The sequence below is a fragment of the Halopolyspora algeriensis genome (assembly GCF_003337235.1).
In the GTDB taxonomy this organism is placed as follows: Bacteria; Actinomycetota; Actinomycetes; order Mycobacteriales; family Pseudonocardiaceae; genus Haloactinomyces; species Haloactinomyces algeriensis.
Map to the genome: position 1 here is coordinate 109,538 of NZ_QPJC01000011.1, position 20,718 is coordinate 130,255.

The window sequence follows — 20,718 nt, forward strand, 5'->3', positions numbered from 1 at the left end:
CGGTCCATGTCGGCACGGCACTCGCTATGGCTGGATGTTCTGGTTCAGGTGGAACAGGTTGTCCGGATCGTAGGTTCGCTTGACCTCGACCAGACGCTCGTAGTTCTCCCGGTAGTTGGACTTGATCCGGTCCTGGTCGTCGCCGGCCATGAAGTTGATGTAGCCGCCTTCCTGCGAGTGCGGCGCGGTCGCCGCGTAGTAGTCCCGCACCCAGGAGATGTTCGCCTCGTTGTCGGCGGGGTCGGGCCACATCCCGGCGATCACGGTCGCGAAGTTCGCATCCCGGTAGGCGAAGGCCGTGGCTTTGGGGGAGACGCGGTGGCAGGCGCCGTTGATCGGATAGATGTGCATGGTGGAGTTGACTGCGGGCACCTTCGGCCCGTACCGCAGGTGGGCCTCGATCGCCTCATCGTCGAGCTCGGTGACGAAGTTGGCCTTCCAGTAGTGCTGCAGCCCCGGCGGGACCAGCGCGTCGAAAGCGCTGTTGAGCTGCGGGTACGGCATCGGCCCCACGTGTTCGGCCACCACCGGCGCCACATCGCGCAGCGGCTGGACGGCACGCGGCCCTTCCTCGAGCGGTCCGGCCCAGCACGCCACGATCGCGATCAGCGTGTCGCCGTGCCGGTTCGGCGGGATGAACGGCAAGGGCGGTGCGATCTGGAACGCGGGAAAAGCACCGAGCTCCTCGGGGGCGTTGGCGATGAAGTCACGGTAGAAGCGCAGGACGGTGTCCGCTTGGTCCAGGTCGTAGAAGATCGGGCCGCCGTAGATGTCGCCGACCGGGGCCAGCTGAAATTCGAACGAGGTCACCACGCCGAAGTTTCCCCCGCCGCCGCGCAGTGCCCAGAAAAGGTCCGCGTTCTCCCGCTCGCCGGCCACCAGCAGCTTCCCGTCCGCGGTCACGACATCGGCGGAGAGCAGGTTGTCGCAGGACAGGCCGAGTCCGCGTGCCAGGTAACCGATGCCGCCGCCGAGGGTCAGTCCGCCGACACCGGTCGTGGAGATGATGCCGCCGGTCGTGGCCAGCCCGAAGGCATGGGTCGCGGCGTTGACATCACCCCATGTGGCCCCGCCCTCGACGCGCGCTGTCCGGTTGCCGGGGTCGACACGAACGCCCCGCATGCCGGAGAGGTCGATCACGACCCCCTCGTCACAGGTCCCGAATCCGGGCACGCTGTGCCCGCCCCCGCGTACGGCGAGATCGAGCCGGTTCTCGCGCGCGAAGTCGACCGCGGCCATGACGTCACCGGCGTTGCTGCACCGCACGACCGCGCGGGGATGGCGGTCGATCATGGCATTGTGGACCTTGCGCGCCTCCTCGTAGTCCGGGTCGTGAGGACCGAGAACCGTCCCACGTGCCCGCTCGCGTACGTCTTCGATGGTGATCGTGGTCATGATGGAAGTCCCCTTCGCCCGTGCCGGATGAGACCGCCGGTCGAAAGAGAGACAGGCGACCGAGGAACACCTGTCGTCGCAGCGGCCACACAGAGCAGGATGGCGAGGTGTGGGCGGTCCGTCAGGAACCAATGTTCCATCGGCCGCGGTATCCCGATCTCCGCCCGGGATGCTTTCGGGAGTCGGGTCTATTCGGTTTTCCTTGTCGACTCCTCGGCTTTGTTCACCGGGATACGCGCGTTCTCCTACTACCCCGCCGACTCGCCTCGGCCGATTCATCGATTTTTCGGTTTCCTCCCGTTGCCGCCTGCAACTCGTCGTGGTAGGTGAGCTGCATCGTGATCGGCATGCTTCCGCTCGTGGAAGGTGCCGATTGCGCATCGCCGTGGCATCGGAATCGGTGTGGACGACGAACGGGAGTCGCTCGAAGCGCCGTTCGCGGCTCATTCGGTGGTCCGCTGGGAGGTCCGCCGCCGGAGGCCGAGCTCACAGCGGGATGGCGGGGTGCGCCGGAGAGTTGTATCGGTACAGAGGGACAGCATGGCGTGTCCGAGACCGTGGTCGTCCCGGTGGGTCGCTGCCCTCTGTGTGCGGTATCACAATGGCGGCAACACGATGTGGAGTTCCAGATAATGGGAAGGAGCGAGTTTGGTTCTGCGGAAAAAAGAACACCCGAATGCCGATGTGTCTACGCGCAGTAGCGCAGTGGGGTGGGTCATGGGTTTGTGGAACGGGGATCATCCTGCGCTCCCTACCGTATGTGCATATCGAACGGAGCAGCGGTGAAACGCAACGTGTCCGTGTGGTGGTCGCCGCAGGTACCGAATCGGCGCACTTTGTAGGTATTTGCGCTCTTCTGTGGCAGTCTGGATCGTCCGGTGCACTCAACGACGCCGCAGTCGTGGGTGATCGCCGGTACCGTGGTGGTACGAGCACGGGAGGAGGGTGCCGACATGCAGCACGACCGTCCCGGTAGCCGGCCTGAAGAGGGCGGGCAGCAGAGCGGTGGCAGCAGTGCCGAGCTCAACAGCCAGATTCGGGAGCTCGAGGACGAGGTGGCATCGCTTCGTAGCAGGCTCAGCGAATCCCCTCAGCAGGTCAGGTTGCTGGAAAAGCGGCTGGCCGAGGCATCCGAGAGAGTGAGTCAGCTCACTGAACGGAACGCCAAACTCACCGAGACCTTGAAGGAAGCGCGGAGTCAACTGACGGCCCTGCGTGAAGAAGTCGACCGGCTCGCCCAGCCCCCGAGCGGGTACGGGGTGTTCCTGGACCGCTACGAGGACGGCACGGTCGACGTATTCACCTCCGGGCGGAAGATGCGGGTCGCCGTATCACCGAACGTGGAAACCGAGAACCTGCAGCTCGGTCAGACCGTGCGCCTCAACGAGGCGTTGACCGTGGTGGAGGAAGGTTCCTTCGAGCGAGTGGGCGAGGTCTGCACCTTCCGGGAGATACTGCCGGTGAGTGAATCGGGGCAGCCTGCCCGCGCATTGATCACCGGACACACCGACGAGGAACGCGTCGTCTGGCTGACCGCCCCGATGGTCGACGCCGGGCTCAAGTCGGGTGACTCCGTACTGGTCGACAGCAAGGCGGGATACGCCTACGACACCGTTCCCAAGGCCGATGTCGAGGACCTCACGCTGGAGGAGGTTCCCGATGTCGGTTACCACGACATCGGTGGTTTGGGGAACCAGATCGAAGAGATTCGGGATGCGGTGGAGCTGCCGTTCCTGCACTCCGATCTGTACGTGCAGTACCAGCTGCGGCCGCCCAAGGGCGTGTTGCTCTACGGCCCTCCGGGGTGCGGCAAGACACTCATCGCCAAGGCTGTGGCCAACTCGCTGGCCAAGAAGGTTGCCGCGGCGCGAGGCGATGCGGATGGTCAGGCGAAGTCGTACTTCCTGAACATCAAGGGCCCCGAGCTGCTCAACAAGTTCGTGGGCGAGACGGAGCGCCACATCAGGCTGATCTTCCAGCGGGCCAGGGAGAAGGCCTCCGAAGGCACACCGGTGATCGTGTTCTTCGACGAGATGGACTCGATCTTCCGTACTCGTGGCAGTGGTGTGTCCTCGGACGTGGAGAACACGATCGTGCCCCAGTTGCTCAGTGAGATCGACGGTGTCGAGGGGCTGGAAAACGTCATCGTCATCGGTGCTTCCAACCGGGAGGACATGATCGATCCGGCGATCCTGCGGCCCGGCAGGCTCGACGTCAAGATCAAGATCGAGCGTCCGGACGCCGAGTCGGCCAAGGACATCTTCTCGAAGTACCTGACGAAGGAACTGCCGATTCACGAGGAGGATCTGCGCGAGTTCGGTGGCGACCCGGCCACGTGTGTGGACGCGATGATCCAGACCACGGTCGAACGGATGTACGCCGAGACCGACGAGAACCGGTTCCTGGAGGTCACCTACGCAAACGGGGACAAGGAGATCCTGTACTTCAAGGACTTCAACTCCGGTGCGATGATCCAGAACATTGTGGACCGGGCGAAGAAGGCCGCGATCAAGTCGACCCTCGACACCGGTCAACCGGGACTGCGGGTGCAGAACCTGCAGGACGCGATCATCGACGAGTTCTCCGAGAACGAGGATCTGCCCAACACCACCAACCCGGACGATTGGGCACGGATCTCCGGTAAGAAGGGGGAGCGGATCGTCTACATCCGGACCCTGGTCAGCGGTAAGAACCAGGAATCCGGGCGGGCGATCGACACGGCCACCAACACCGGCCAGTACCTGTAACCTCGATCGCCACGCCGGGGGAGGTCGCCGTCGGTGGCCTCCCCCGGCGTGTTTCGGGTGTCGGCGGCAGCGGACAGCGGTTACGTTGCCCTCGATGAGTGAGGCAGCGCGGGAACCGTCGGAGCGGATCGGAGTGGGACTGGCTGCGCTGGGGCGGCCCGCCTACATCAATGTGGGACGTGCTGGCGCACTGCCCGACGAGCGCAGTGTGGAAACGATGCGGGCGCGTACGGGCGCTGTCCTGGACGCGGCCTATGCACACGGCGTGCGCTGGGTCGATACCGCACGTTCCTACGGTAGTGCCGAGCAGTTCCTCGCCGGGTGGCTGCAGCAGCGTGGTCACGGGGATGTGACCGTGTCCAGCAAGTGGGGCTACGTCTACGTCGCCGAATGGCGGGTGGAGACCGAGGTCCACGAGGTCAAGGAGCATTCCGTGGAACGCCTGCGGGAGCAGTGGCCGGCGACCCGGGAACTGCTCGGCGATCACGTGAAGCTGTACCAGGTGCACTCGCTGACCGAGGACAGCCCGCTTTTCGACGACGTCGAGCTGCAGCAGGAGCTGGCCCGGCTGCGCGATTCCGGGGTGCGCATCGGGATGTCCACCAGCGGGGCCGGGCAGGCCGAGACGATCGAACGTGCCCGGACACTGCAGGTCGGCGGTGAGCCACTGTTCAGCGCCGTGCAGTCCACGTGGAACACGCTGGAGCCGTCGGTGGGCCCGGCGCTGCAGCACGTTCACGACATCGACTGGCACGTGCTGGTGAAGGAGACCCTGGCCAACGGGCGTCTCGCCGTGCACCCGCCGGAGAGGCTCACCCGTATCGCGCAGCGTCACGGTGTCACCGAGGACACGGTGGCGCTGGCGCATGTGCTGGCCCAGCCCTGGGCGGACACGGTGCTCATCGGCCCTGCCGGTGTCGAGCAGTTGGAGAGCAACCTGGCGGCGTGCTCCCTGCGGCTCGACCACGAGGACTTCGACGAGCTCGCAACACTGGCCAGTGACCCGGCGACCTACTGGGGCGAACGCGCGGCCCTGCCCTGGCACTGACCGGCGCGAACTCCGCCCCGAGCGAAATTCGGTTCCACCCGGGACGGGCGGCCGGACGGAATCGTCCCGGGAGCCGGTCACCTCGGGTGGGACAGGCGCGGATGTCCGTCTGGCGGCTGCCCGGGGCGGAACAGGCCCGGGGCCTGCCCTGAGTCCTCACACGGCCCACCGCGAGGCCAGCCACTCCTCGAGGAACTGGCGCCCGTCGGGCACGAACGGCCGGTCCGGATCGTCGAGCAGGGCATGCAGCTCGGGGAGAGACGCCCACCATCCCTCGGCGACCTCCTCGGGCTGGTGGACGATCGGTCCGTCCCAGGAGACCTCGTGCAGGAATGCGTGGAACCGCACGCTTGCCCGCTGGTGAACCGTGCGGAACAGGAAACGGGGAGCGGCGTCGATACCGAGCTCCTCGGCGAGCTCTCGCCGCGCGGTCCGCTCGGGTGCCTCGCCCGCCGCGACGACGCCTCCGGCCCAGCAGTCGTACAGGCCGGGATAGACGTCCTTGGTGCTGGTGCGCCGGTGTACGTACACCGACTGCCCGTCGGGCGAACGCACGAGCACCGATGTGGCCGCGTGCCAGAGCCCCTCGTGGCGCATCCTGGCGCGTGTGGCCGAGCCGGTCACCCGTCCGGACGCATCGTAGACCGCCACCTGCTCCTCGTCTCCGCCCACCACGAGAGTGTCCCACCCGCTGCCCGTCTTCCCCGTGCCGTGTGCCCACGCCACGCACGACCGCGGCCGGAACCCGTAGGCTGAGCGGTATGCGGCGGATCATGGGAACCGAGGTGGAGTACGGAATCGTCGTACCGGGGGATTCGGCGGCGAACCCGGTGCTGACCTCCACCCACATCGTGCTCGCCTACGCGGCGGCTGCGGACATCCCCCGGGCGCGGCGCGCCCGGTGGGACTACGAGGTCGAATCACCTCTGCGCGACGCCCGTGGTTTCGACCTGGGAGCCACGTCCAACCAGACCAACGGTTCGGAGGGTGACGACCTGGGGGCGGCCAACGTCATACTGACCAACGGAGCACGGCTCTACGTCGACCACGCCCATCCCGAGTACTCGGCGCCCGAGGTGACGAACCCGCGGGATGTCGTGATCTGGGACAAGGCCGGTGAGCGGATCATGGAGGAGGCCGCCATGCGGGCGGCCAGTGTGCCCGGAACGGCTCCGATGCAGCTCTACAAGAACAATGTCGACGGCAAGGGGGCCAGCTACGGCAGCCACGAGAACTACCTCTGCTCGCGGGACACCCCGTTCACGGCGGTCATTTCCGGGCTGACGCCGTTCTTCGCCTCTCGCCAGGTCGTCTGCGGATCCGGCCGGGTGGGCATCGGTCAGGCGGGCGAGAAAGCGGGCTTCCAGCTGTCCCAGCGTTCCGACTACATCGAGGTCGAGGTCGGCCTGGAAACCACCCTCAAGCGCGGCATCATCAACACCCGGGACGAACCGCACGCCGATGCCGACAAGTATCGCAGGCTGCACGTCATCCTCGGTGACGCCAATCTGGCCGAGACCTCCACGTACCTGAAGGCGGGAACCGCCGGCCTGGTGCTGGACATGATCGAGGCCGGCCGGCGTTTCGACGACCTGAAACTCGCCGATCCGGTGCAGGCGGTGCACGAGCTCAGCCACGATCCGACCCTGCGCCAGACGGTGGAACTCGCCGACGGTCGCCGATTCACCGGACTCGACCTGCAGCGTGCTTACCACGAGCGAGCCGCACGCCACGTCGAGCAGCACGGTGGTGATGAGACCACCCGCGATGTGCTCGACACCTGGGGTGAGGTGCTCGATCTGCTCGGCGGTGATCCGATGGACTGCGCGGATCGGCTGGACTGGCCGGCCAAGCTGCAGTTGCTGGAGAGCTATCGCAGCAGGGACAACCTGGGGTGGGCCTCACCGCGGCTGCACATGATCGACCTGCAGTACTCCGATGTCCGGATGGGCAAGGGGCTGTACAACCGTCTGGTCACGCGGGGCTCGATGCGGCGACTGGTCAGCGAGGAGGAGGTGCGTGCGGCGGTGACGGAGCCGCCGGAGGACACCCGTGCCTACTTCCGGGGCCGGTGCCTGGAGCGCTACCCGTCCGCCGTGGCCGCCGCTTCCTGGGACTCGGTCATCTTCGACCTCGGCCGGGATTCGCTGGTGCGGATCCCGACGCTGGAACCGCTGCGGGGAACCCGGGCCCACGTGGGCGAGCTGCTGGAGGCGGCGACCAGCGCCGAGGAGCTGGTCGACTCGCTCACCAACGGATGAGTGAGGAGTGCGGCATGCCGGACGTTCCAATGTCTGAAAAGATCACGACAGACGCCCACTTGGATGTGGGCGGATGTAGGGTTCGCTAGGTAGTGTTCACGGCAGGATGCCCTGCGTTCCGGTGCACCGGTTGCGGTGGGACGTGGAAGGTATCCGCGAGGACAACCACCGGGAGGGCGAGATGTCCCAGGATAAGGCTCAGCGGCACGACAACGGCGATGGCGGCGACGACGAAGCCACGGGTGCGGAAGCCGCTGGTCAGGAGCGTCGCGAGAAACTCGGTGAGGACGTGGACACCATCCTGGACGAGATCGACGACGTTCTGGAGGAGAACGCCGAGGACTTCGTCCGTGCCTATGTCCAGAAGGGCGGTCAGTGATCGATATGCGCGCGCCGGTCGGTCCGTGCCTGTGGGCCGACCGGCGCACGTGTGCCCGGTTGCCACGTGTCCGGCAGCACAACCTCGTCACCCGGCACGAGTGCCCGTGACGTTGCTGCACCAGTTACTTCGAGCAGGAGACGATGTCGCTGATGGAACCCAGCTCGCCTCGGAACTTTCCGGGACAGGCCCTGCCTCCCGCGTACCTCACGCCGGGATCCTCGTCGTTCACGGATTTCCTCCGCAGTGCGGCACCCGAGCTGATGCCCGGGTATTCCGAGCACTCCGAGGGTCGGGTCGAAGCCCCGCACGGCACGACCATCGTCGCCCTGACGTTCCGCGGCGGGGTGCTGCTGGCCGGCGATCGACGAGCCACGATGGGCAACCTGATCGCGCAGCGGGACATGGAAAAGGTCTATGTCACCGATGACTATTCCGCGGTGGGCATCGCCGGTACCGCGGGAATCGCGCTGGAGATGGTGCGCCTGTACTCCATCGAGCTCGAACACTACGAAAAGCTCGAAGGTGTGCGGCTGTCGCTCGACGGCAAGGCGAACAAGCTCGCCACGATGCTGCGCGGGAACCTGCAGGGGGCGATCGCGGGACTGGCGGTGCTGCCGTTGTTCGCCGGATACGACACCGAGGCCGACGACCCCGAGCGGGCGGGCCGGATCGTCACCTACGACATCACCGGCGGGCGGTACAACGAGACCGGCGGGTACCACGCGGTCGGCTCCGGATCGGTGTTCGCGAAGTCGGCGCTGAAGAAGCGGCACGACCCCGACGCCGACCTCGATTCCGCGATCCGCAACGCCGTGGAGGCGCTCTACGACGCCGCCGACGACGACACGGCCACCGGTGGCCCCGATCTGTCCCGCCGGATCTATCCGTCGGTGGTCACGATCACCGGGCCCGAAGGCGCGGTTCGGTTGTCGGAGGAACAGGCGGCCTCGGTGGCCGAGGACGTCGTCAACCGGCGCCGGGAAATCCCGGGCGGCTGATTCACCCGGCCTCAACATCTTTCGTTTCGAACCCGACCCATCCACCCGTCAGGCCAGCGCCGAACGATTCGAGCCAGGAGTCCACAGCCGTGACGATGCCGTTCTACACCTCGCCCGAGCAGTTGATGCGAGAGCGCTCCGAGCTCGCCCGGAAGGGCATCGCCCGGGGACGCAGCGTGGTGGTGCTCAAGTACGCCGGGGGCGTGCTGTTCGTGGCCGAGAACCCCTCGACCACCCTGCACAAAATCTCCGAGATCTACGACCGGATCGGCTTCGCCGCGGTGGGTCGCTACAGCGAGTTCGAGAACCTGCGGATGGCGGGCATCCGCATGGCCGACGTGAAGGGTTATTCCTACGACCGCCGGGATGTCACCGGCCGGGCGCTGGCCAATGCCTACGCGCAGACACTCGGTGCGATCTTCACCGAGCAGGTCAAGCCGTTCGAGGTGGAGATCTGCGTCGGTGAAGTGGGATCGACGGCCGAGTTCGACCAGCTCTACCGCCTGACCTATGACGGCTCGATCGTGGACGAGCCGCAGTACGTGGTGATGGGTGGCCAGGCCGAGACGATCACCACGGCGCTGAAGCAGTCCTTCACCGAGGGGCTCGAACTGCGGGACGCCATCGCCACTGCCATCCGCGCGCTGTCCTCGGACGGGGAGAGCTCCCGCGAGCTGGGTGTCGGCCAGCTCGAGGTGGCGGTTCTGGAACGGTCCAGGCCCCATCGCACCTTCCGCCGGATCTCCGGCGCGGCGCTGCGGGAGTTGCTGCCCGGTTCCGGAGAGTCGGGCTCGGGCGAGCAATCGGCGTCGGCTCCGGGCGGGGACGAGTCCGGTGCAGGCGGCGATGTTGCACAGGGTGACCGGTGACGCGGTCGCGAACTGATTTTTTTCCGCGGTGATCCGGCGGGAAAACGGTCCCGCCGGCTGCGCTTCAACCGCAGCAAAAGCGCTATGAGCTGCAAAAACAGGTCCGTTTCTCGGTGTGGGCTCCGGATTTGACCACTGTCGGCGAGCATCTCGGGGCTTGCCGGGGGCCGTCGGCCCTCGAACGGCGGACCGCCGAGGTCGGCCAAGACGCCTAGTGTGGAGACATGCAACGGAGGATCTTCGGCATCGAAACCGAGTTCGGGGTCACCTGCACCTTCCACGGGCAGCGCAGGCTCTCTCCGGACGAGGTGGCCCGATACCTGTTCCGGCGGGTCGTGTCCTGGGGGCGTTCGTCGAACGTGTTCCTGCGCAACGGGGCCCGGCTCTATCTCGACGTGGGCTCACACCCCGAATACGCCACCGCAGAGTGCGATGATCTCACCCAACTCGTCACCCATGACAAGGCAGGTGAGCGGATCCTGGAGGATCTGCTCATCGATGCCGAACGCCGGTTGGCCGACGAGGGGATCGGCGGCGACATCTTTCTGTTCAAAAACAACACCGACTCGGCGGGGAACTCCTACGGCTGCCACGAGAACTACCTGGTCGGGCGTTCGGGGGAGTTCTCCCGCATCGCCGACGTGCTGCTGCCGTTCCTGGTGACTCGTCAGCTCATCTGTGGTGCCGGCAAGGTGCTGCAGACCCCGCGTGGAGCGGTGTACTGCCTGTCCCAGCGCGCCGAGCACATCTGGGAAGGGGTCTCCAGCGCCACGACCCGGTCCCGTCCGATCATCAACACCCGTGACGAGCCCCATGCCGATGCCGAGCGGTATCGCAGGTTGCACGTGATCGTCGGGGACTCGAACATGTCCGAGGTCACCACCCTGCTCAAGGTCGGCACCGCGAACCTGGTGCTGGAGATGGTCGAGCAGGGTGTGCAGTTCCGGGACTTCAGCCTCGACAACCCGATCCGGGCGATCCGCGAGATCAGCCACGACATGACCGGCCGCCGCCCCGTGCGCTTGGCGGGGGGACGGGAGGCCTCGGCGCTGGAGATTCAGCGCGAGTACTACGAGCGGGCGGTCGCGCACGTGGCCAAGCGTGGTTCCGATCCGATGACCGATCGGATCATGGATCTGTGGGGGCGGGCGCTGGATGCGGTGGAGACACAGGACTATTCGCTGATCGACCGGGAAGTGGACTGGGCGATCAAGTACCGCCTGCTGGAGCGCTACCGCAACAAGCACGGGTTGGAGCTGTCCAGCCCCCGCATCGCGCAGCTGGATCTCAGCTATCACGATCTGCGGCGCGGCCGTGGGCTTTTCGACATGCTGCAGCGCAAGGATCTGGTGGACCGCGCCACCGAGGACGGCGAGATCGAGGCGGCCAAGGACACCCCGCCGCAGAGCACCCGGGCGAAGCTGCGCGGCGACTTCATCGCCGCCGCACAGGAGGCGGGCCGGGACTTCACGGTCGACTGGGTCCATCTCAAGCTCAACGACCAGGCTCAGCGCACGGTGCTGTGCAAGGACCCGTTCCGCGCCGTCGACGAGCGTGTCGAACGCCTGATCGGTTCGTTGTAGACAACGATCGAGCAGGTGCTGCTTTCGGTGGATGATGCGATGATTATTCTAACACATATGTGTTAGTATGGTGATGTGTTCGGAGAGATCAAGGAAAGTGCCTGGTCGATTGAGCACCTGGCCCGGCACGGAGTCTCTCTGGACGAGGTTCGTGAGGCTGTCCTGGAACGGCCGGTCTACCAGCACAGTGGCCGCAACAATACGGTCAATGTCTACGGCCGTACGTTCGCGGGCCGTTACCTGTTCGTCGTGCTTGCCGATCAGGGAAACGGTCTGGCTTTCGTGGTCACCGCACGCACGATGCAAGCCAAGGAGCGTCGACTGTTCCACCGAAAGGCCCGGTAATCATGAACAACAAGGATCAGGATGAGCAGCTGCCCATGCCCGAGGAGCAGCTCGAAGCGCTTGCCGAGTACTACGACACGCACTCCGGCGCGGACGAGCCCCACGCCGAAGAGGGCGAGTGGGTCGAACCGCCCACCATGGTAACGGTCTCGATCCGGGTCACCGAGCGCACCCGTGATGCTCTTGATCGTCAGGCTGCTGAGCACGGCATGCGTCGGACCGCCTACATCCGTCAAGCATTGGAAGACCTCACTTCTTCGAAGCGGGACCACGATGAGTCCCTGGAAAAGCGAGTCGAACGGCTGGAAGCTGCTCTGTACCGGAACAGAGCTGCATGAGTGGGATCGCGATTTCACGGTCGACTGGGTCCCTCTCAAGCTCAACGATCAGGCTCAGCGCACGGTGCTGTGCAAGGACCCGTTCCGCGCCGTCGACGAGCGTGTCGAACGCCTGATCGGTTCGTTGTAGCAAGGAGGATGCCCGTCCGGACGTCACGAGACGTTCAGGTGCCGCAACCGTTCCGGCCACCGCGCACACCGCCTGCGGCGACGGGTCTGTGCTGTTCGAGAGGGGCCTTTTCCATGCTGCCCCCTCGGCTTGTTCGTGCGGGCTGATGTGGGTGATCGGTTCCCGCGGCTCAGGGGGTCGCGCGGCGGAGCATGAGCAGGCTGGCCGCGGCCAGCACGAGCGTCAGCAGAGCGGGCCAGCCGGCCAGCAGGCTCAGTGACGACTGGTCGACGAACCATGCGCCGACCTCTCCCCACCAGCGCCGCCACGACACCAGCACGGCCAGGCCGCCGAGGACGACCAGGGCAGTGATGGCCAATATGTACATGCCGGTCACGCCCCAGCGCTTGAAGATCACGCCGAAGAACATCCCGAGGAAGGAGACCAGCAGTATCGGTACCGCGTAGGCGAGCAGCTGCAGCAGGACATTGCTCTGCTGGAGGAATTCGACGCCGAAGAACGGCAGCGAGACTCCCCAGCCGCCGGTGGCGCTCTCGACGAGTTCGAGCATGGTCAGCGCGGCGCCGTAGCACAGGGACTGGGCCAGGGCCATCAGGCAGGTGGCGAGGTAGAAGGTTCTCCGCGTCACGCTCAACCCGAGGATCATCGGGAAGTAGTGCGTCATCGTGATGATGTAGGCGACGAGCATGACGGCGTAGAACGTCGTCAGCCCACCCGTGAACGCGTCCTCCCCCGAAGTGTCGAGGAGCGCGAACACCATCAGGTTGACGAGGAAAGCGCCGCCGAGGACGAGCCACGGCATTCCCAGGGTGCTGGGCCACGCGGCGAGCTGGACCCGTGCGGTGGAGAGGACGCGGTTCATCGGGAGGACTCCTTCGAGGAGGTGTTGCGGGTGGTGGTGTGCACGACGAGCTGCTGCAGCGACACCGGCTCGAGTTCCACGCCGTGGCTGTGGGCGCGCGTGCGCTCGGTGGAGTCGCCCGTGCTGCGCACGGTCACCCGGGCGAAGCCGCCCATCTGCTCGCGGTGCAGCTCGTCGCGCCCGGCGGTGAACTCGTCGACCGCCGCCGTCGGGCCGGTCACCGTGACCGCCTGCTCCCGCAGCGTCTCGGCGTCCTGGTCCAGCAGCATTCGACCGCCGTCGATGAGCAGCACGTGCTCGATGAGATCGCTGACCTCGTCGATGAGGTGGGTGGACAGCACCACCGTGCGCGGGTTCTCGGCGTAGTCGGCCAGCAGCCGGTCGTAGAACAGCTGCCGGGCCACCGCGTCCAGCCCGAGATACGGCTCGTCGAACAGGGTCAGCGGGGCGCGGGAGGCGAGGCCGAGGACGATGCCGACCGCCGAGAACATGCCTCGCGAGAGCCTGTTCATGCGCCGGTTCAGGGGCAGCCGGAAGTCCTCCATCAGGGAGTCGGCGAAGTCCTGATCCCAGTTCGGGTACAGCGTCCGTGCGGCGCGCAGGACGTGTCGCACCTTGAAGTTGTCGGGATAGCGCTGGTTCTCCTTGATGAAGCTGACCTGCGACAGCACCGCCTCGTTCTCGTAGGGGCGGGCCCCGAAGATCTCGGTCCGGCCGGAACCGGCGAGGTCCTGACCGGTCAGCAGCCGCATCAGGGTGCTCTTGCCCGCGCCGTTGCGGCCGAGCAGGCCGGTGATCGTGTTTTCCCGGACGGCGAAGCTGACGCCGTCCAGTGCGGTGACGTCGCCGTAGCGCTTCGTCACATTCGAGAGAGCGACGACGGAGTTCACGGCTGGTCCTCCCAGTGTTCGATCATGTCCTTGATTTCCTCGGCGCTCAGGCCGAGTTTGCGAGCCTCGATGACCAGCGGATACACGTACTCGTGGGCGAAGCGTTCCCGGCGTCGTGCGCGGATCTTGGCTTGTGCGCCCGCGGAGACGAACATTCCGATACCTCGTCTCTTGTAGAGGATTCCGTCGGCCGCCAGCTGGTTGATGCCCTTGGCCGCGGTCGCGGGATTGATGCGGTGGAACGCGGCCAGCTCGTTGGTCGACGGCGCCCGGGTTTCCTCGGCCAGCGAGCCGTCGATGATCGAGCTTTCGATCTGGTCCGTGATCTGGCGAAAGATCGGCCGCCCCTCGTCCATCACGGCGTCCCGTATCCCTGCGACTCGTCGGAAACCGGCAACCGGTCTTCGGCACCCGAGTTCATTGGTTCATTAGTCATGTAGGTAACCATGTAACCAAATGACCCGCGTGTCAAGAAGATTGGCCAAAAAGTCGGCAGCCGGCGTCCTGTGGCATCGTCGGACCTTCGGGCTGTCAACAGTGCTTTGTATTCGTAATTACTTCAGTAATCAGCGAAACAATATCGGCAATGGCCATTCTCGAAGGGTGAACTGGCGACTCGCGCCGGATCCGGCAGGATCGGGCACGGACCGGCGATCGGGAAGGGGACGGCGTGGAGTATTCGGAATATCGCAAGCACGACGGTGTGGCTCTGGCGGAGCGGATCCGCAGCGGAGAGGTATCGGCGGGTGAGGTGCTGGAGGCGGCCATCGCGCGGGCGGAGGTGGTCAACGACCGGATCAACGCCCTGACGCGCACCTGCTACGACGAGGCCCGCAAGCAGGCAGCCGAGGAGCTGTCCGGGCCGCTGGCAGGGGTGCCGTTCCTGCTCAAGGACCTGCACCAGGAGTACGCGGGGGCGTTTTCCACCGCAGGCTCACAGGCGCTGCAAGGAGTCCCCGCTCCGGAAACAGCCGAGGTGGTCCGCCGCTGGACGGAGGCGGGTCTGGTCGTTTTCGGCCGGACGAACACCCCGGAGTTCGGTGCCAAACCGATCACCGAGCCGCTCGTGTCCGGAGCGGCCCGCAACCCGTGGAACCTCGCCCACACTCCCGGTGGATCCTCCGGTGGCGCGGCAGCGGCGGTGGCCTCGGGGATCGTTCCGGTGGCCGGAGCCAGCGACGGTGGTGGCTCGATCCGGATCCCGGCGGCCTGCTGCGGCCTGTTCGGACTCAAACCCGGTCGAGGGCTCGTCCCGGCCGGACCCGAGCGAGCCGAGAACTTCCACGGAGCTTCCCTCGATGGGGTCATCTCCCGCAGCGTGCGCGACAGCGCGGCAGCCCTGGATGTGCTGATCGGACCCGACCCGGAAGGGCCGTACCAGGCGGGTGTTCCGGAACGCGAGTTCACGCAGGAGCTGAGCCGCGAACCGGGCACGCTGCGCATCGGTTTCAGCGCCGAGTCGGCGCTCGGTGATCCGCATCCGCACGCGGTCGCCGCGCTCACCGATGCGGCCGAACTCCTGGAGTCACTGGGGCACGAGGTCGAAGAGGTGTCCTCACCCGTGGATCTCGCCGCTTTGGCGGTCGACTTCCTCGAGGCGTGGTCGGTGAAGCTGGCTTCGGCGATGAACGAAGCCATCCGGCGTACGGGGGCTTCCGAGAGCTCCTTCGAGCTCGACACGCGGCTGCTCGCGGCGGTCGGGCGTACCTTCAGCGGCCCGGAGTACTCCGCGGTGCTGGATCGTTGGCACGGCCACACCAGGCGGCTGGCCGAATTCCACCGGCAGTACGACCTGCTGCTGACCCCGAGTCTGGCAGGTCCACCGGTGCGGATCGGAGAGCTGGAGACTCCGGGACTGTTGCAGGAAGCGGGCAAGCTCGCACTGAGGCTGCGACTGGCTCCCGTCCTTCGCGCGACCGGTGTGGTGGACCGTGTCGCGCGGGACAACCTGCGTCATGTTCCGTACACGCAGTTGGCGAACATCACCGGCCGTCCGGCGATGTCGGTGCCGCTGTACTGGGACCCGGAGGGGCTGCCGCTGGGCGTGCAGTTCGTGGCGCCGCTCGGCGGGGAGGGCATGCTGTTCCGGCTCGCCGCGCAACTCGAGCAGGCGCGGGCCTGGGCCGATCACGAGCCGCCGCTGTGAGGTGTGCGGGTGTGGTCTGCTGTGGCGCTGCCACCCGACCGGTTTTGCGTGCGGGGAGCACCGTGCCCGATGGCACGGCCGGCAAGGTCTCGGTCGCCCGGCCCCCGAGCGGGGTCGCGGGAGATGGCGCTAAGGTTTCGCAGTGGCCACTGTGCGCGCCGAACGCTTGGTGAACCTCGTGCTGTGCCTGCTGTCGACCCGCCAGTATCTTCCGGCGGAGCGGCTCCGGGAGATCATCCCCGGTTACGCTGATGCGCCCAGCGACGAGGCGTTCTACCGGACCTTCGAGCGGGACAAGGCCGAGCTGCGCGATCTGGGGATTCCGCTGGAGACCGGGCGCAACTCGGTCTTCGATCCCGCTGACGGCTACCGCATCGCCCGGCGGGATTACGAACTCGGCGACATCGCCCTGGAGTCCGACGAGGCGGCCGCGGTCGCGCTGGCAGCCAGGCTGTGGGAATCCCCCGAATTCACCGCTGCCGCGCGGGGAGCATTGCGCAAGCTCCGTGCGGCAGGGGTGAATGTGGACGAGCACGCCCCGGCGGCGATCGAGCCGAAGGTGCGCACGAGCGAAGCGGCGTTCGCGCCGCTGCTGGCGGCCGTGCAGGCGGGTCGGGCGGTGGTTTTCGACTACCGGCGTCCCGGCAGCACCGAGGCGCACCGGCGCACGGTGGAACCGTGGGGCGTGGTCGCGTGGCGAGGCCGCTGGTACGTGGTGGGTCACGATCGTGATCGTGGCGCGAGGCGCTGCTTCCGCCTGTCCCGCATCAGCGGGAAACCCGAGGCGATCGGCGCGGTGGGGCAGGTGCACCGGCCGGACAACGTCGATCTGCTGCAGGTCGTGTCCGGGCAGCAGCACGGGGCCCCTCCGAGTACCGTCGCTCGTGTCTGGGCCGCGCGCGGCCGGGCACACGGGTTGCGGCGGACGGCGACGGTGCTGGGGGATCGCGTGCAGGGCGGTGTGGACGGCGAGGTGCTGGAGCTCGATCTGCACTATCCGGATTCGGCGGCCGGGTGGATCGCCGGCTACGGACCCGATGTCGTCGTCCTGGAGCCCGATACCTTGCGCAAGGCGGTGTACGAGACACATCTCGGAGTTGTCCGGTCGGCGGGTGCCGACAGTGGGGGCGAGGTATGACCGGTGCGGCCGAACGCCTGCCGCGGCTGCTGGCTCTGATTCCCTACCTGGTGAGCCGGCCGGGAATCGCCGTTGCGCAGGCGGCGGAGGATTTCGGGGTCGCCGAGCGGCAGTTGCGGCGAGACCTGGAGCTGCTGTGGATGTGCGGGCTTCCCGGCTACGGCCCGGGCGACCTCATCGATCTCTCCTTCGGCAGCGACACCGTCACGGTCACCTATGACGCCGGAATGCGGCGCCCGCTGCGGCTGACCACATCCGAGGCGACGTCGCTGCTGGTGGCGCTGCGTGCGCTGGCGGACTCGCCCGGAATCACCGATACCGCTGCGGTGCGCCGAGCCCTGGCCAAGGTGGAGGACGCCGTCGGGCAAACCCGCTCGACCGGAGTGGTCGTCGGTCTGGCCGGGCGGGAGCACGCGGTGCGTCCCGGTGTGCACGACGCGGTTCGGGAAGCGACCACGCACCGCAAGGCGGTGCGGATGCGCTACTACACGGCCTCGCGGGACGAGGTCACCGACCGGACGGTGGATCCGATGCGGCTCGTGCTGCTCGAGGGCCACAGCTACCTGGAGGCGTGGTGCCGCCGCGCCGAGGGGGTCCGGTTGTTCCGGCTGGACCGCATCGATGCGATCGAGGTGGTGGACGAACCCGCGGCGCCACCGCCGGATGTCGAGCCCACCGATTTCTCCGCGGGCCTGTTCCGGCCGATGCCCGACCAGCCCAGCGCCGAGCTCGAGCTGGAACCGGACGCGCACTGGGTCGCCGAGTACTACCCGGTCGACGAGTTCACCGAACTGCCGCAGGGCAGGGTGCGGGTGAGGATGCGGTACTCCGACCGCTCCTGGATGGTGCGGCTCGTGCTCGGGCTGGGCGGGCAGGCGCGGGTGTGCCGGCCGCCGGAGTTGGCCGACGAGGTGCGTCGGCGCGCGCTGGAGGCGATGACACGCGCGGATAACCTGCTGTCAACCTGAGCGGGTTACCGTGGTGCGGTGTCATACGTGCTGAGTATCGGGCTGCCGGTGTTGGGGCTGGTCCTGCTGATCGGGGCCTTGTCGGTCCCTTACCGGGCGCTGCGCCGCTTCCGGACCGTCCGGGCGCAGGCGCTGGAGGATGTCGGCGAGCGCAGCGGGTTGCTGAAGGCGCGGATGGCGGGCCTTCGTGTGGCGCTCGACGAACGCCGTCACCGCCCTATTCACTAGTACCGCTTCCGCGTACTATCACCAGTGCCGAAGCAAAGGGGAGGAACCACCGTGCCGTTCAACATGGGGCCCACCGAGCTGCTGATCATCGCAGGCATCATCATCCTGCTGTTCGGTGCCACAAAGCTACCGCAGATGGCGCGTTCGCTCGGCCAGTCCGCGCGGGTGTTCAAGGCCGAGGCGCGTGGCATGCGAGAGGACGAGGAAGCCGCCAAACAGGACAAGGAGACCTCGGGCGAGGCTTCTCGGAGCGAACCGCACCAGCTCACCTCCGGTGAGCAGGGCAGTTCCCGGATTTCCTCTTCGCACGAGGACACGCAGCGCGACAACGCCAAGAACTGATCGGGGGCGGGATTCACGGTGGAAGGTAGTCCACTTCGCCGCCTGAACCCGTTCCGTCGTGATCGTCGCCGGTGGGGCCGTCGACACAATCCCGACGGCACGATGGCGCTGATCGATCATCTTTACGAGCTGCGCTATCGGCTCGGAGTGGCGGTGCTGGCCATTGTTCTGGGCGGCATCCTCGGTTTCTGGTGGTTTTCCAACTCGCTGTTCGGCCTGCCCACGTTGAGCGAGTTCGTGAAAGGGCCGTACTGCTCGCTGCCCGCGGAGGTGCGGTTCAGCCCGCAGGACGGCCAGTGTCAGCTGATGCAGACCAGGCCGTTCGAGGTCTTCATGATCCGGCTCAAGGTCGGTCTCTCCCTGGGGGCGGTCCTGCTGAGCCCGGTGTGGCTGTATCAGCTCTGGGCCTTCATCACGCCCGGTCTCTACGCCAAGGAACGCAAGTTCGCCGGGACGTTCGTCGCTTTGGCGAGTGTGCTGTTCACGGTGGGTGCGGCGCTGGCGTACTTCGTCGTGCCGGAAGGTCTGGCCTTCATGGTCGGCTTCGGCGGTGAGGCGTTCTTCACCGCCCTGACCGGGGGCGAGTACATCAACTTCGTGCTGTTGATGTTGATCCTGTTCGGCATCAGCTTCGAGTTGCCGCTGATCCTGGTCATGCTCAACCGGGCCGGTGTGGTCGGCTATGCCCAGCTCAAGGGCTGGTGGCGCGGGATCGTGTTCGCCCTGTTCGTCTTCGCCGCCCTGGCCACGCCCGGCCAGGACCCGATCTCGATGCTCGTGCTGGCCACGGCGTTGAGCATGCTGTTCGGGATCGCGCTGCTGCTGTGCCGGTCGCACGATCGCTCGAAGGCGAAGAAACTCGAACAGCAGGGGCTGGCAGGTCTCGACCCCGATGAGGCATCCGACATCGATCACCGTCCCTCCTCGCTGGATGTGACGCCTTCGGCGACTCCGGAGGCGGCGGATCACCACGACGCCACCTGAGCCGTTCGGCGTGCCGCCGTGTTCCTGCCCGCACCCCTCTGGCCAGGAGGGGTGCGATTGGGTGAGGATGCACTCTCGTGCGCAGTGTGCTGTTGGTCAACCCGGTGGCGGGAGGCGGCTCGGCGGCGAAGGTGGCCGGTGCGGTGGTCGGTCACCTGCAGGCGGTCTCCGATGTCGGTGTCGTGACCACTGCCGATCCCGCGGCGACCGCGAACGCGGCGGTGGAGGCGGTCGCCGGTGGCGCCGACGTGCTGGCCGTGCTCGGCGGTGACGGTGCCGCCCATGCCGCGGTGCAGGCGTGCGCGGGCACGAGCACGGCGCTGGCGGTGATCCCCACGGGAACGGGCAATGACCTGGCCCGAGCTCTGGGAATGCCGCTGGATCCGGTGGTCGCGGCACGTGCTGTGGCGCAGGCGATGCAGCAGGGGACTCAGGATCGGATCGATCTCGGCCGGATCGCCGGTGGCGGCTGGTTTGCCACGGTGCTGTGCGCGGGTTTCGATGCGAGCGTCAATGCGCGGGTGAACCGGATGCGGTGGCCGCGCGGCAAGCGCCGCTACGACCTTGCCGTGCTGCGGGAGTTGCTGAGCCTGCACGTGATGCCGCTGCGGATCGAGACCGACGGCGAGATGATCGACATGGAGGCCGCACTGGTGGCGGTGGGCAACACGACCAGCTACGGCGGCGGGATCCCGATCTGCCCCGACGCCGATCCCCGGGACGGGGCGTTCGATCTGACGGTGGTCGGTGAGGTCAGCCGGGGGGAGTTGCTGCGGGTGCTGCCCACGTTGCGCACCGGGCACCATGTCGACCACCCGGCCGTGCAAACGCTGCGGGCACACTCGGTGCGGCTGGGAGGTGACAACGGCTGGCTCGCCCATGCCGACGGGGAACCCCAGGCTCGGCTCCCGCTGACCGTGCGGTGTGAGCCCGAGGCGCTGCGGGTGGTCACACCCCGGCTGCCGCGCGGCGTCTGAGTGCCGCCTGCGGGAGAGCGCCGAGGGGCATGGCCCCATGTGACCCACGCCTCGCCCGAAGTCCCGGTTGCGCACTGTCTCCGGCCG

The 20,718-nt window shown here is 67.0% G+C and carries 21 protein-coding genes and 1 pseudogene; 17 read left to right on the forward strand and 5 right to left on the reverse strand.

Going from position 1 to position 20,718, the window contains the following annotated elements; genetic code table 11:
- Window positions 1-24 precede the first annotated feature (24 nt).
- Complete coding sequence (locus DFQ14_RS16325; protein WP_114454157.1) at window positions 25-1,395, reverse strand: FAD-binding oxidoreductase; 1,371 nt, start codon at window positions 1,393-1,395, stop codon at window positions 25-27.
- A 953-nt stretch (window positions 1,396-2,348) separates the two neighbouring features.
- Between DFQ14_RS16325 and arc the strand changes: the two genes are divergently transcribed.
- Together arc and DFQ14_RS16335 are read left to right on the forward strand one after the other, a co-directional pair.
- Window positions 2,349-4,142, forward strand: a complete 1,794-nt coding sequence (gene arc / locus DFQ14_RS16330; RefSeq protein ID WP_114454227.1) for a proteasome ATPase — start codon at window positions 2,349-2,351, stop codon at window positions 4,140-4,142.
- A 94-nt stretch (window positions 4,143-4,236) separates the two neighbouring features.
- Window positions 4,237-5,190, forward strand: coding sequence for an aldo/keto reductase (locus tag DFQ14_RS16335; protein WP_114454158.1), 954 nt, complete (start codon window positions 4,237-4,239; stop codon window positions 5,188-5,190).
- 156 nt (window positions 5,191-5,346) lie between these two features.
- On the opposite strand, the gene DFQ14_RS16340 is transcribed toward DFQ14_RS16335, so the two are convergent.
- A complete protein-coding gene (locus DFQ14_RS16340) occupies window positions 5,347-5,862 on the reverse strand; it encodes an NUDIX hydrolase (protein WP_246195609.1) in 516 nt (171 codons plus the stop codon).
- 89 nt (window positions 5,863-5,951) lie between these two features.
- On the opposite strand from DFQ14_RS16340, the gene dop reads away from it, so the two are divergent.
- From dop to DFQ14_RS22670, 8 genes and pseudogenes are all read left to right on the forward strand, one after another.
- A complete protein-coding gene (gene dop, locus DFQ14_RS16345; protein WP_114454159.1) occupies window positions 5,952-7,451 on the forward strand; it encodes a depupylase/deamidase Dop in 1,500 nt (499 codons plus the stop codon).
- A gap of 181 nt (window positions 7,452-7,632) precedes the next feature.
- Window positions 7,633-7,830 (forward strand): ubiquitin-like protein Pup, encoded by a 198-nt coding sequence (locus DFQ14_RS16350; RefSeq protein ID WP_114454229.1) that lies wholly within the window; start codon window positions 7,633-7,635, stop codon window positions 7,828-7,830.
- 152 nt (window positions 7,831-7,982) lie between these two features.
- Window positions 7,983-8,831, forward strand: coding sequence for a proteasome subunit beta (prcB, locus tag DFQ14_RS16355; protein WP_114454230.1), 849 nt, complete (start codon window positions 7,983-7,985; stop codon window positions 8,829-8,831).
- Between the two features lie 89 nt (window positions 8,832-8,920).
- On the forward strand, window positions 8,921-9,700 hold the full coding sequence (gene prcA, locus DFQ14_RS16360) for a proteasome subunit alpha (protein WP_114454160.1): 780 nt from the start codon (window positions 8,921-8,923) through the stop codon (window positions 9,698-9,700).
- Between the two features lie 224 nt (window positions 9,701-9,924).
- A complete protein-coding gene (gene pafA / locus DFQ14_RS16365) occupies window positions 9,925-11,283 on the forward strand; it encodes a Pup--protein ligase (protein ID WP_114454161.1) in 1,359 nt (452 codons plus the stop codon).
- 75 nt (window positions 11,284-11,358) lie between these two features.
- The gene (locus DFQ14_RS16370; protein WP_114454162.1) at window positions 11,359-11,628 is read left to right on the forward strand and encodes a BrnT family toxin; all 270 of its coding nucleotides are present in this window, start codon (window positions 11,359-11,361) and stop codon (window positions 11,626-11,628) included.
- A gap of 2 nt (window positions 11,629-11,630) precedes the next feature.
- Window positions 11,631-11,966 (forward strand): hypothetical protein, encoded by a 336-nt coding sequence (locus DFQ14_RS22075; protein WP_179951594.1) that lies wholly within the window; start codon window positions 11,631-11,633, stop codon window positions 11,964-11,966.
- A pseudogene (locus DFQ14_RS22670) lies at window positions 11,965-12,096 on the forward strand (hypothetical protein); the annotation flags it as partial. The gene DFQ14_RS22075 and the pseudogene DFQ14_RS22670, both read left to right, overlap by 2 nt.
- A 169-nt stretch (window positions 12,097-12,265) precedes the next feature.
- Here the strand turns inward: DFQ14_RS22670 and DFQ14_RS16380 are convergent.
- Genes DFQ14_RS16380 through DFQ14_RS16390 form a run of 3 tightly spaced genes read right to left on the reverse strand, consistent with a single transcriptional unit; the run spans window position 12,266 to window position 14,204 of the window.
- Window positions 12,266-12,958 (reverse strand): hypothetical protein, encoded by a 693-nt coding sequence (locus tag DFQ14_RS16380; RefSeq protein ID WP_114454164.1) that lies wholly within the window; start codon window positions 12,956-12,958, stop codon window positions 12,266-12,268.
- On the reverse strand, window positions 12,955-13,848 hold the full coding sequence (locus tag DFQ14_RS16385; protein WP_114454165.1) for an ABC transporter ATP-binding protein: 894 nt from the start codon (window positions 13,846-13,848) through the stop codon (window positions 12,955-12,957). Before DFQ14_RS16385 ends, DFQ14_RS16380 begins: the two co-directional genes overlap by 4 nt.
- Window positions 13,845-14,204 carry a GntR family transcriptional regulator gene (locus tag DFQ14_RS16390; RefSeq protein WP_114454166.1) on the reverse strand — a complete coding sequence of 120 codons (360 nt, stop codon included), beginning with the start codon at window positions 14,202-14,204 and terminating at the stop codon, window positions 13,845-13,847. The genes DFQ14_RS16385 and DFQ14_RS16390 overlap by 4 nt, the downstream gene beginning before the upstream one ends.
- Window positions 14,205-14,518: 314 nt before the next feature.
- Here DFQ14_RS16390 and DFQ14_RS16395 point away from each other — a divergent pair, with 314 nt between their 5' ends.
- The 7 genes from DFQ14_RS16395 (at window position 14,519) to DFQ14_RS16425 (ending at window position 20,631) form a co-directional block, all read left to right on the forward strand.
- A complete protein-coding gene (locus DFQ14_RS16395) occupies window positions 14,519-15,994 on the forward strand; it encodes an amidase (protein ID WP_114454167.1) in 1,476 nt (491 codons plus the stop codon).
- A gap of 142 nt (window positions 15,995-16,136) precedes the next feature.
- On the forward strand, window positions 16,137-17,132 hold the full coding sequence (locus DFQ14_RS16400; RefSeq protein ID WP_114454168.1) for a helix-turn-helix transcriptional regulator: 996 nt from the start codon (window positions 16,137-16,139) through the stop codon (window positions 17,130-17,132).
- The gene (locus DFQ14_RS16405; protein ID WP_114454169.1) at window positions 17,129-18,100 is read left to right on the forward strand and encodes a helix-turn-helix transcriptional regulator; all 972 of its coding nucleotides are present in this window, start codon (window positions 17,129-17,131) and stop codon (window positions 18,098-18,100) included. The genes DFQ14_RS16400 and DFQ14_RS16405 overlap by 4 nt, the downstream gene beginning before the upstream one ends.
- An 18-nt stretch (window positions 18,101-18,118) precedes the next feature.
- Window positions 18,119-18,328 carry a bacteriophage holin gene (locus DFQ14_RS16410; protein WP_114454170.1) on the forward strand — a complete coding sequence of 70 codons (210 nt, stop codon included), beginning with the start codon at window positions 18,119-18,121 and terminating at the stop codon, window positions 18,326-18,328.
- A 63-nt stretch (window positions 18,329-18,391) separates the two neighbouring features.
- The gene (gene tatA / locus DFQ14_RS16415; RefSeq protein WP_114454231.1) at window positions 18,392-18,670 is read left to right on the forward strand and encodes a Sec-independent protein translocase subunit TatA; all 279 of its coding nucleotides are present in this window, start codon (window positions 18,392-18,394) and stop codon (window positions 18,668-18,670) included.
- 102 nt (window positions 18,671-18,772) lie between these two features.
- Complete coding sequence (gene tatC / locus DFQ14_RS16420) at window positions 18,773-19,654, forward strand: twin-arginine translocase subunit TatC (RefSeq protein ID WP_114454171.1); 882 nt, start codon at window positions 18,773-18,775, stop codon at window positions 19,652-19,654.
- A 77-nt stretch (window positions 19,655-19,731) separates the two neighbouring features.
- Entirely contained in the window at window positions 19,732-20,631 is a 900-nt protein-coding gene (locus tag DFQ14_RS16425) for a diacylglycerol/lipid kinase family protein (RefSeq protein ID WP_114454172.1), read from the forward strand.
- The last annotated feature ends 87 nt before the right edge of the window (window positions 20,632-20,718 follow it).